The sequence below is a fragment of the Streptomyces sp. NPDC054840 genome, from assembly GCF_053611065.1.
In genome coordinates this window covers 1-10,417 of sequence record NZ_JBSGZP010000223.1, presented here as the reverse complement: position 1 = coordinate 10,417, position 10,417 = coordinate 1, and the positions used below count along the sequence as shown (strand labels likewise).

Genomic DNA, 10,417 nt, shown 5'->3' with positions numbered 1-10,417 from the left:
CGGCGGGGAAGACCGGCCCTTCGGTGCGGCAGGCCTTCGGGCAGGGTCTGCTGTGCACCGGGTCCAATCCCAAGGTGGGCATCTTCCTGATGGCCTTTCTGCCCCAGTTCGTGCCCGCGGGCACGGCCCCCGAGGTCGGCGTCCCGCTGCTGGCCGCCTGCTATCTGGCCCTGGGCCTGCTCTGGCTCCTCACCTGGATGAGGCTGGTCCACCGGCTCGCACCGCACTTGCGGTCCCCGCGGGTGATGCGGATCACCGACAGCCTCACCGCCGCCGTGTTCGGGCTCTTCGCGGTCCGGCTGGCACTGGGCGGGTGACCCGGCCGGCCACCTGCGCCCCCGCTGCGGTCACACCGACCGCAGCGGGCACTGCGCGTCCTCCCGCAGCGCCAGTCTGCGCGCATAGCGCAGCAGCGGAGCGGGGAGGGAGAACCGGTTCGGTGCGCACTCCCGCAACAGGCTCACGCCGACCAGGCGACGCAGCGCGCGCGTCGCCTCCAGCGGGGTGCTCCCCGCCAGGTCGGCCATGGCGTATCCGCTGACGAGCCGTCCCTCGGTCCGCGCGAACAGCCGGAACCACCGGCGCAGGGGCTCGGGCAGGGATGCGTAGGAGAGTTCGAACGCCGCGTGGACCGCGGTGAACAGGTCGTCGTTCTCGACCGGCAGCTCCCGGAACGCCCCGGCCTCCTGCAACTCCACGCAGAGCTGGGCGATGCCGACGCCGGGATGCTCCTCCAGACGGGCCGCGAGCAGCCGGATGGCGAGCGGCAGCCCGCCGCACTGCCGGTTCAGCGCTCTCGCGGCCAGCGGCTCGGCATCCACCCGCCCGTTGTGCAGCAGCCGGGCCAGCAGGGTGAGCGCCTCGTCCTCACCGAGCACGTCGAGGTCGAGCCGCGGCACACCGTCCCGGGCCACCAGGCCCGGCAGGGTGTCACGGCTCGTGACGAGGACCGCGCAGCCGGCCGCGCCCGGGACGAGCGGACGGATCTGGCTCTCCTCGCGCGCGTTGTCCAGCACGATCAGCATCCGCCGGTCCGACAGCAGGGTGCGGTACAGGTTCGCGGCCTCGTCGAGGGACCGGGGGAGCTCCCCATCGGGGACGCCCAGGGCGCGCAGGAACGAGGCGAGGACCTCCTGCGGGTGCAGCGCCCGCCGGTCGGCGTACCCGTGCAGGTCGACGTACAACTGCCCGTCCGGGAACCGTTCGCGCACCCGGTGCGCCCAGCGCACGGCCAGCGCCGTCTTGCCCACGCCGGGAAAGCCCGTGACCAGCACAGCCGGGACCTGCCCGACCTGCTCGCCGGTGGGAAGGAGCAGCCGGTCCAGCCGTTTCAGTTCGGCGGCGCGGCCGACGAAGCCCGTGCTCACCGCCGGTGTCTGGGACGGCCGGGGTCTCGGCGGGGGCGCGGCCGGCCGGGGCGGGGGCGCGGGCGCCACGTCGAGCGCGGCCCACGCGGCCGCCGGACCCGTCCGCGGCCAGGGCAGCTCCTGGTGCAGGATCCGCAGGTGGGCGCGGCGCAGCTCGTCACCCGGCTGGACGCCCAGTTCCCGGTCGAGCCGGCGGGCCACCTCGGAGTAGATCCTCAGGGCCTCCCGCTGCTCCCCGCAGCTCGCCAGCACCAGCATCAGCCGGGCCTGGAGGCCCTCGTGCAGCGGTTCCTCCTCCGTGGCCCCGCGCAGTGCTCCCAGTACCCGCTCGGGCCGCCGCACCTGCAGGGAAAGGTCGGTGTAGAGCAGCAGGCTCTCCACCCGCTGGCGGGCGGCCGCCATGGCGGCGGGATGGTGCGGCAGCAGCGGTTCGCCGGCGAGGAGCGGACCGCGCCAGCAGCCGTAGGCGCGTTCGGCCAGCTCGTGTGCCGCCTCCGCGTCCCCGGCCCCGTGCGCCTGCCGCGCCCGTGCCCACAGGTCCTGGAACTGGGTCAGGTCGACCTGGTCGCGCTCCAGTTCCAGCACGTAGCCCGTGTGCGTGCGCGCCAGGAACGAGGGGGCCGGTGCCTCCGCCCCGCCACCGGGGAGCAGCAGCACCCGGCGTGCCTGGCTGACGTAGGTGTGCACCAGATTCTGGTAGGAACGCGGCGGGTCCTTCGGCCACAGCGCGTGGGTGATCTCCCCCAGGCCGGCCGCTTCGGGGTACCGCACGGCGAGCAGGGCCAGCAGGCGCCGCACCTTGGCGGCGTGGACGTGGGTCTCGACGCCGCGGTACCGGACGGACAGCGGACCGAGGATGCCGATGTGGAGCCGCTCGCTCCCCGGGCGTACGGCCTCACGCGCGGGCGGCGCCAGCTGCCGTGCGGTGTCCGCGTCGAGGCCCAGTACGCGGGCCAGGAGCCGTACGGTCCGCGTGTGGGGCCGGTGGACCCGGCCGTGCTCGATGTCCCGCAGGACCCGCACGCTCACCCCGGCGCGTTCCGCCAGCTCGCGCTGTGTCAGTCCCTCACGTCCCCGGAACGAGAGAAGCCGTTCGCCGAACGACCAACTGCCGCCGCGTAAATCTTCGTCCGCCGTCGCCGCGCCGCGGACGCGGTTCCCCATCATGCCGGGAATGCGGGTACGGCCGAAAGGAGGGCGGGAGGACAACGCCTTGTGCATCGTTTTTCCATTGCTGTGCGCAGAACGGTCGCCACCACGCCTCCCCCGAGACCTCGCCGGATCTTGAGCAGCCCGAACCGTGAGCGACCCGGCTGTGCGCCCACAACTCGTTCGCAACTCTAGCTTCGCGGTGCGACCACTGGTCAAGGGGCTCGCCCCCTTTTGTTCCGAACCGGTCGCATCGCACCCCTTGTACCTCCGGCTTTGAGAATCCTTCGAATATCAGCCAGGTGGCGAGAAATAGGCAGTACCCCACGATCTCGCTCGCACACGATCTCCACCACGCCCGGGAAGACCGCACCGGCGCGCCCGATATGCGGATGACATAAAGGGAACCGGATATCACACCGAATACGAAGGGCAGGCAAAGCAAAAGAATTTTCACGCCAGGTGCAACACTCTCGCGCGGCCCGGTGTTCACAAGGAGGATGGACGAGACGACTCTCCCGCTGACGGAACTGCTCGCGACCGACCTGGACGACGGGTTCACCGAACTCGTACGCACCCAGGCCGGCACCGTGCGCGCGGTCCTGCTGCGTCTCTCCGGCTCCGCGCGGGACGCCGACGACCTGGGCCAGGAAACGTTCCTGCGCGCCTACTCCGCCCTGCGCGGGTACCCGCCCGAGCGCCGCGGGCAACTCCAGCCGCGCGCCTGGCTGCTGACCATCGCCGCGAACGTATGGCGCAACCACCTCCGCACCCTGAGCCGCCGGCCCGGCGTCGCCGACGGTATCGAGGTGACGGGCATCGAGGTCCCGGACGGCTCCCCCGGGCCGGAGCAGCTCGCGCTCGACGGGGCACGCCGGGCACGCCTGGTGGCCGCGCTGTCCGGGCTGCCGGACCACCACCGGCTGCCCGTGGTCCTGCGGCACATCGGCGAGCTGAGCTACCAGGAGGTGGCCGGGATCCTGGACTGCCCGGTCGGCACGGTGAAGGCCCAGGTGTCGCGGGGGCTCGCCGCCCTGCGCGCGGAGCCGGGCCTTGCGGCCGACCGCAGGACGTACGGAGCGGCCGGGGCCGCCGGGGCGGCCGGGGCGACTCCCGGGGGAACGACGGCGAAGACGGCACACGAACCGGCCCGCACGGAAAGGAAGGAGGCGACGGGATGAGACTGCCGGACGAGTTGGACACGTTGCGCGAGGCGGCACCCGCGGGGTTCGCGGCGCGCGTGCTGGACCGCGTCGGGGTTCCGGCACATCGCTACGACTGTTACGTGCGGGCCGACTCCCCGGTCGGCCCCCTCTACGTCGCCCACGGGCGGGGCGCGGTGACCGGCGCCGCCGCCGTCGACTGGTACGCCGACGACCGGGCGTTCGAGGAGGCCTACCGGGCCCGGACCCGGCGGTCGGCGCTCTCCGGGGTCAAGCCGCCGCCGGGCCTGGCACGGGCCCTGCGCGGCCGGGACCGCACCCTGCGCTACGAATTCGGGCCGCTCACCGGCGAACAGCGCGCCGTCCTGCAGGCGACCCGGGCCATCCCGTTCGGTCAGCTCCGCCCCGCGGCCTGGCTGGCCCGCGAGGCCGGGATGCCGGACCTGTCGCCCGAGGCGGTCGCGGCGGCGGTCCGGGCCAACCCCGTGCCCGTGCTCGTGCCGGCGCACCGGCTGTGCACGGACGACGGCCTCCCGGCGGACTGCGGGCTGCCGCCCGGGTTCGAACAGCGGCTCCGGGAGTGGGAGGGCGTGGACGCCGAGCGGGTGGAGCGGTTCGTGCGGGCGGGCGCCCGGTTCCTGGGCAGCGGCACCACCCGGATCTTCTGCTATCCGACGTGCGCGCACGCGCGCCGCATCACCGCCCGCCACGAAGTGCCCTTCACCTCGGCCGACGAGGCCGCCGCCGCCGGATTCCGGGGCTGCCTCAGCTGCCGGCCGGCCGTCGTCTGACCGAAGGACCGGTCCGGGCCGGCCGTCGCACGCCCGGAGGCCGACGCACCCTCAGCGGCCGTCGCATCCTTAGCGGCCGACGCCGATCAGCGGTCGGCGCCGATCAGGTCGAGCAGGCCGGGGAAGCGCAGCTCCAGGTCCTCGCGCCGCAGCGTGGCCGCCCGGCTGTTGCCGCGGTCCACCTGCCGCACCAGGCCCGACTCGCGCAGGATCCGGAAGTGGTGGGTGGTCGTCGACTTCGAGACCGGGAGGTTGAAGGAGGCGCAGGTGCGCGCCGTGCCCGCCGGTTCCCTCAGCAGCTCGCTCACGACGGCGTAGCGCAGCGGGTCGGCGAGGGCGTTCAGCACGGCCGGCAGGTTCATCTCCTCCAGCGACGGGTGGCCGTCCTCGTCGGGCATCGTGCCCTCCTCCCTTAGGTACGGCTTGCATCATACCTCCCACCTGTGCCAGCGTAAGGTTCGATCAAAACCGAACCTGGTCGTCCGCAGGCCGGGCCGAGCCTGGAGTTGTGCCCCCATGAGTACGCAGACCGCGAGATCGGCCGCAGCACCGGTACGGGCGAAGGAGCAGCCGGGCAGCACCGCACCCCTGGCCGCCGTGCGGCTCCCCCAGGAAGACCGCATGACCCACACCACCCAGGTCCTGGTGGTCGGGGGCGGCCCCGTCGGAATGCTCATCGCCGCCGAGCTCGGTCACCACGGCGTCGCCACCGTCCTGCTCGAAGCCGAACCGCGGACCGTCGACCGGCCCAAGGCCGGGACCCTGCACGCCCGCACCGCGCAGGGCCTGGCCCGGCGCGGCCATCTGCCCGCACCCGCCGCGACCGAGGACCTGCTGGGGCGCGGCCGTGCCGACGCGTTCCACTTCGCGGGCATGCCGGGACTCGCCATCACCGCCCCCGCCACCGAGCCCGCCCCGGTGCTCGGCCGCTCCCAGGCCGACCTGGAACGGGACTTCGAGCACCGGGCCCGCGAACGGGGCGTCACCGTACTGCGCGGCCACCGCGTGACCGACATCGTCCCGGGACCTGACGGCGTCCAGGTCACCGCCCAGGGGCCGGACGGCTTACGGGAGTTCACCGCCGAGTACGCCGTCGGCGCGGACGGCGCCCGCAGCACGGTGCGCGAGCGGCTCGGCTTCGCCGCGGACACCCACCCCGCCACCATGTCCGCCCTCCTCGGCCTGGTACGGCTGACCGACCCGGACAGCGTGCCCTACGGCTGGCACCGCACCCCGCACGGCTGGACGGTCGCGGGTGTCTCCCCGTACGGACACAGCAGGTTCATCACGATGGACTTCCGCGGCCCGCACCCCGACCGGCACTCCCCGCTCACCCTCGACGAGCTGCGCCGGGAGGCCGAGCGCGTGCTCGGCCACCGCGTGCCGATGGCCGACCCCCGCTTCCTCTCCCGTTTCAGCGACTTCGCCCGGCTGGTGCGCCACTACCGCCAGGACCGGGTGTTCCTCGCGGGCGACGCCGCCCACATCCACTTCCCCGTGGGCGGACAGGGTCTCAATCTGGGTCTGCAGGACGCACTCAACCTGTCCTGGAAGCTCGCGCACACCCTCGCGGGCACCGCGGGCAAGGACCTGCTCGACACCTACGACACCGAACGCCGGCCCGCCGGGCAGCGCGTCATCGACAACACCCGGGCCCAGCTCGCCCTGATGCGGCCGGACCCCGGGCTCGATCCCCTGCGCGACCTCGTCACCGAACTCCTCGCGATCGACGCGGTCAACACCCACGTGGGCCACATGATCAGCGCTCAGGAGACGGTGTACCCGGCGCGCACCGCGCGCGGTTCCCGCTGGGAGGGCCGCTTCCTGCCGAACCTGCCGCTCACCACCGCCGACGGCCCGACCGACCTGACCCGGCTGCTGCTGCCGGGCCGTCCCCTCCTGCTGCTGCTCGGGGAGGCCGGGCGGGCCCACGGCGAGCAGGCCGCCGGCTGGACCCACGCGGTGCGCACGGTGTCCGCGACGACCGCCCGGCCGCTGCCCTGGGACGCGGTCCTCGTCCGGCCCGACGGGTACATCGCCTGGGCCCCGGACGGCGGCTCCCTGGCCGGCGCCCTGGACCACTGGTTCGGCGAACCCCGTCGGCAGACATGAAAAATGCCCTCCGGCACTGCGTTTCAGCAGGTCGGAGGGCATGTGAGGGGTGGAGCCTAGGAGATTCGAACTCCTGACATCTGCCTTGCAAAGGCAGCGCTCTACCAACTGAGCTAAGGCCCCATGGAAGTGGACGCACCCGTCCCCTGCGGGAGGTGAGGCCGTTCCGCAGAACAGAGTACCGGGTGTACCCCCTCATCTCGCAAAATGATAGGGACTCCCGCCGTGCGACCACTCTCCGTAAGATGCTCGCGAGGTTCGCACCAGCGAAGGGGAGTAGTCAGAGTGGACGCAGTACAACAAGAGGCCACGGCCAGAGCCAGAGAGCTTCAGCGCAGTTGGTACGGGGAGCCGCTGGGAGCGCTCTTCCGCCGGCTCATAGATGACCTCGGCTTGAACCAGGCCCGCCTCGCTGCCGTCCTCGGACTGTCGGCGCCCATGCTGTCCCAGCTGATGAGCGGCCAGCGAGCCAAGATCGGGAACCCGGCCGTGGTCCAGCGCGTCCAGGCCCTCCAGGATCTCGCCGGCCAAGTGGCCGACGGAAGCGTCAGCGCGGGGGAGGCCACCGACCGGATGGACGAGATCAAGAAGACCCAGGGGGGTTCCGTCCTCAGCAACAGCGGCCAGACCACCACCAGCTCCGGCGCACCCACGGTCAAGCGGGTCGTCCGCGAGATCCAGTCGCTGCTGCGCTCGGTCTCCGCGGCCGGGGACATCATCGACGCGGCGAACACCCTCGCCCCCAGCCACCCGGAACTGGCAGAGTTCCTCCGGGTGTACGGCGCGGGCCGCACCGCCGACGCGGTCGCCCACTACGAGGCGCACCAGAACTGACACGCACGAGGGCGGACGACGGGTGACGGGGGACGGGCGCAGCGATGGGTGAGGTGTTCGCCGGTCGGTACGAGCTGATCGATCCGATCGGACGCGGTGGCGCGGGTGCCGTGTGGCGCGCGTGGGACCACCGCCGCCGCCGCTACGTCGCCGCGAAGGTCCTTCTGCAGAGCGATGCCCACACGCTCCTGCGGTTCGTCCGGGAGCAGGCGCTGCGGATCGACCATCCGCACGTACTGGCTCCGGCCAGCTGGGCGGCCGACGACGACAAGGTCCTCTTCACCATGGACCTGATCGGCGGCGGCTCGCTCGGCCATGTGATCGGGGACTACGGTCCCCTGCCGCCCCGTTTCGTGTGCGTCCTGCTCGACCAGCTCCTGTCGGGGCTCACGGCGGTGCACGCGGAGGGTGTGGTGCACCGCGACATCAAACCGGCCAACATCCTGATGGAGGCCACCGGAACCGGGCGGCCGCACCTGCGGCTGTCCGACTTCGGCATCTCCATGCGCAAGGGCGAGCCGCGGCTGACCGAGACCGACCACGTGGTCGGCACGCCGGGCTATTTCGCCCCCGAGCAACTCCTGGGCGCCGAGCCCGACTTCCCCGCCGACCTCTTCGCCGTGGGGCTGGTCGCCCTGTACCTCCTCCAGGGCCGCAAGCCCGATTCCCAGGCATGGGTGGAGCGCTTCTTCGCGCAGGGCACCCCGGGCGCCCCCGAAGGCGTTCCCGCACCGCTCTGGGACGTCATCGCCTGTCTCCTGCAGCCGGACCCCCAGAGCCGCTTCCGGACGGCCACAGGGGCGCGCAAGGCCCTTGCCGAGGCCGTGGAGCTGCTGCCGCCGCCCGCCCCGGACGAGGATCCGGTGGAGGTGTTCGACCAACTCGGCCCGCTGCCCCCCGGATTCGGCCCGCAGGGGCCGCTGAGCACGGCGGCCGCGACCCCGCCGGCGCCCGCCGCCGAGACTCCGGCAGCCATGGCTTCGGCCTCCGTGACGGTGCCCGCGGAGCCCGTCCGGCCCGACCCGCGCGGTACGGCGCGCACCGCCCCGGCGGTCCCGTCCGCACCGACCCCGTATCCGGCCGCCCCCGCCGCCGCTGTGCCCGACACCCCCGCCGTCCCGGCTCGGACGCCCGGATACGGGCCCTCGGAGACCGGCAGCTTCCACCTTCCGCCGCCGACGACTCCGGCCACGGCGGCCGTGCCGGTCTCGTCGGCCCCCGCCGGGGCACCGGTCCGGCCGGGCGGCGGGATCACCCCGCCCCCGGCGAAGGCGGTGGCCTCGCTGCTCGCCGCGGCGCTGCTCTGCTTCGCGGTGGGCGTCTGGGCCCTCACGCAGCTGTAGGACCGCGCCCCCGCCGCCGTCCGAGGAGCGCCCAGCCGCCGAGCACGAGCAGCAGGACCGTCCCGGTGCCGAAGCCGGCGCCCGCCACGATCCGCATCGTGGAGTGCCGCTCGGCGGCCTCGGCCGCCTCCGGGGCGGTGAGCCCCTCCTCGGCCGATGCCCGGTCCTCGTCGCCCACCCCGAAGCCTCCCGCGGCCGGACTGCCCTTGTACGCCGGCCCCTTGGCCGGTGTACCGGCGACGTCCAGGCGCAGGGTCAGCGGCACGGGCGCCGCGTCCTCGGTGAAGTCGGCGACCTTCGCGCCCATGGTCACCGCGACGTAGTACCAGCCCGCGACGGAGACCGGCTGCACGGTCCGGTCGTTCGCGAAGCGGTTCTCGTAGGTGACGGGCGGGGTCTTCTCCAGGGTGATCCCGGCCTGCTTGCCGTCGTACGAGGTGTCCTTGTCGGAGATCAGGCCCCGGTACGGGCTGTAGAGGGACACGGTGAGCCCGCCCGAGGCCGAGCCGTAGGTCTTGGTCATCTTCGCGGCGGCCAGTTCGGCGCCGAGGCCCAACTGCTGTCCCCAGTCCAGCGGGACCCGGTAGAAGCGGGTCTGCCCGGGCCGCATCTCGTCGCGCCACACGCCGGCGCGCAGGGCGCGGGCGTCGTTGAAGCCGGTGCCGCCGCTGCGGGGCACCGCCTCGGTGCCGGGCAGGGAGGGGGCGCCCGAGGGCCAGGTGCCGGGCGCGGTGGTGGGGGCGCCCGGAGCGCGGGCGGGCTCCCGCTGGACCTTGATCTCCAGCGGCCAGGGGCTCTGGTCGTAACCCTTGGCCGACGTTCGCGTGACCTTGGCGTAGTACACGCCCGCGGGCGCGCAGTCCTCGTCCTCGGCGCCCCGGCGGACACCGGCGGCGGCGATCGGGTAGGCGTCGTAGCCGAAGTTCGCCCGGCCGCCGCTGCGGGGGCAGGAGCGCCCGGCGGTGGTCATGATCTCCACGTCGATGCCGTCGCCGCCGGAGACCTTCGCGCCCGCCGCGGGGCGGACCACGGCGGAGACGTAGACGTCGGACCCGTCCTTGTCGAGGACGAGCCGGTACACGCGTTCGCCCGGCCCGAGCATGTCCTGGTAGACGTTCCCGGCCTCGATCTGCGGGGCGTCCGCCGTGGAGGGCTTGCCCTCCACGGTTTTGGCGCCGTCCGCGGGCCGGTAGGTCGGGAGGGGTCCGGGCGCGGCCCCCTCGGCGTGCGCGACCCCCGGCAGCCCCGCCACCAGGCCCAGGGCCGCCGCCCACACTGCCGTCCGTCCCCGAACCATCACGCCCACCCCGGATTTGCTCACGCAAGCCAAATATTTACATAACGGAAGTTTTCGTCACAGAGCAGCACAAAGCCCCGGCCGCAGCGGCAGCCGGGGCTTCATGAGATCAGCCTTGGGTCTCACACACCGGAACCAGAGGGCACGGAGTCAGTTGCCTCCGTCCACAGGTCCTGCTCGGCGCGGTCCGCCTGGATCTGGCGGTACACGAGGAGCCCGCCGATGGCGGCCAGTGCGACCAGGAGCAGCTTCTTCACCGCGCGACCTCGTCTTTCGTTGACGTAGGGGACTTCTGGCGCCCAACAATACACACCGACCGATATCCGATCGGCGGCCTTTCGAGCGGCACGGCCCACCAACT

The 10,417-nt window shown here is 73.2% G+C and carries 10 protein-coding genes and 1 tRNA gene; 6 read left to right on the top strand and 5 right to left on the bottom strand.

Annotation, left to right across the window (positions count from 1 at the left end):
* On the top strand, positions 1 to 317 hold a 317-nt coding region (locus ACWGIU_RS17745), incomplete at its 5' end, for a LysE family translocator (RefSeq protein ID WP_453706821.1).
* 30 nt (positions 318 to 347) lie between these two features.
* Here the strand turns inward: ACWGIU_RS17745 and ACWGIU_RS17740 are convergent.
* Entirely contained in the window at positions 348 to 2,534 is a 2,187-nt protein-coding gene (locus ACWGIU_RS17740) for a BTAD domain-containing putative transcriptional regulator (RefSeq protein WP_453706819.1), read from the bottom strand.
* A 482-nt stretch (positions 2,535 to 3,016) separates the two neighbouring features.
* Here ACWGIU_RS17740 and ACWGIU_RS17735 point away from each other — a divergent pair, with 482 nt between their 5' ends.
* Together ACWGIU_RS17735 and ACWGIU_RS17730 are read left to right on the top strand one after the other, a co-directional pair.
* On the top strand, positions 3,017 to 3,697 hold the full coding sequence (locus ACWGIU_RS17735) for an RNA polymerase sigma factor (protein ID WP_453706817.1): 681 nt from the start codon (positions 3,017 to 3,019) through the stop codon (positions 3,695 to 3,697).
* Entirely contained in the window at positions 3,694 to 4,470 is a 777-nt protein-coding gene (locus tag ACWGIU_RS17730) for an MGMT family protein (protein ID WP_453706815.1), read from the top strand. Before ACWGIU_RS17735 ends, ACWGIU_RS17730 begins: the two co-directional genes overlap by 4 nt.
* Positions 4,471 to 4,556: 86 nt before the next feature.
* On the opposite strand, the gene ACWGIU_RS17725 is transcribed toward ACWGIU_RS17730, so the two are convergent.
* Complete coding sequence (locus tag ACWGIU_RS17725) at positions 4,557 to 4,868, bottom strand: ArsR/SmtB family transcription factor (protein ID WP_453706813.1); 312 nt, start codon at positions 4,866 to 4,868, stop codon at positions 4,557 to 4,559.
* Positions 4,869 to 4,986: 118 nt separating this feature from the next.
* Here ACWGIU_RS17725 and ACWGIU_RS17720 point away from each other — a divergent pair, with 118 nt between their 5' ends.
* Positions 4,987 to 6,582: an FAD-dependent monooxygenase gene (locus tag ACWGIU_RS17720; protein WP_453706811.1), complete on the top strand. Its 1,596-nt coding sequence runs from the start codon at positions 4,987 to 4,989 to the stop codon at positions 6,580 to 6,582.
* Positions 6,583 to 6,632: 50 nt separating this feature from the next.
* Here the strand turns inward: ACWGIU_RS17720 and ACWGIU_RS17715 are convergent.
* Positions 6,633 to 6,705 (bottom strand) — tRNA-Ala (locus tag ACWGIU_RS17715).
* Positions 6,706 to 6,867: 162 nt separating this feature from the next.
* On the opposite strand from ACWGIU_RS17715, the gene ACWGIU_RS17710 reads away from it, so the two are divergent.
* Positions 6,868 to 7,416, top strand: a complete 549-nt coding sequence (locus ACWGIU_RS17710; protein ID WP_030012999.1) for a helix-turn-helix domain-containing protein — start codon at positions 6,868 to 6,870, stop codon at positions 7,414 to 7,416.
* 44 nt (positions 7,417 to 7,460) lie between these two features.
* Complete coding sequence (locus ACWGIU_RS17705; RefSeq protein ID WP_453706809.1) at positions 7,461 to 8,759, top strand: serine/threonine-protein kinase; 1,299 nt, start codon at positions 7,461 to 7,463, stop codon at positions 8,757 to 8,759.
* On the opposite strand, the gene ACWGIU_RS17700 is transcribed toward ACWGIU_RS17705, so the two are convergent.
* Both ACWGIU_RS17700 and ACWGIU_RS17695 read right to left on the bottom strand, forming a co-directional pair.
* Complete coding sequence (locus tag ACWGIU_RS17700; RefSeq protein WP_453706807.1) at positions 8,746 to 10,080, bottom strand: hypothetical protein; 1,335 nt, start codon at positions 10,078 to 10,080, stop codon at positions 8,746 to 8,748. The two genes, ACWGIU_RS17705 and ACWGIU_RS17700, sit on opposite strands and share 14 nt — an antisense overlap.
* Before the next feature lie 98 nt (positions 10,081 to 10,178).
* The gene (locus tag ACWGIU_RS17695) at positions 10,179 to 10,313 is read right to left on the bottom strand and encodes a DLW-39 family protein (protein WP_208809277.1); all 135 of its coding nucleotides are present in this window, start codon (positions 10,311 to 10,313) and stop codon (positions 10,179 to 10,181) included.
* Between the last annotated feature and the right edge of the window lie 104 nt (positions 10,314 to 10,417).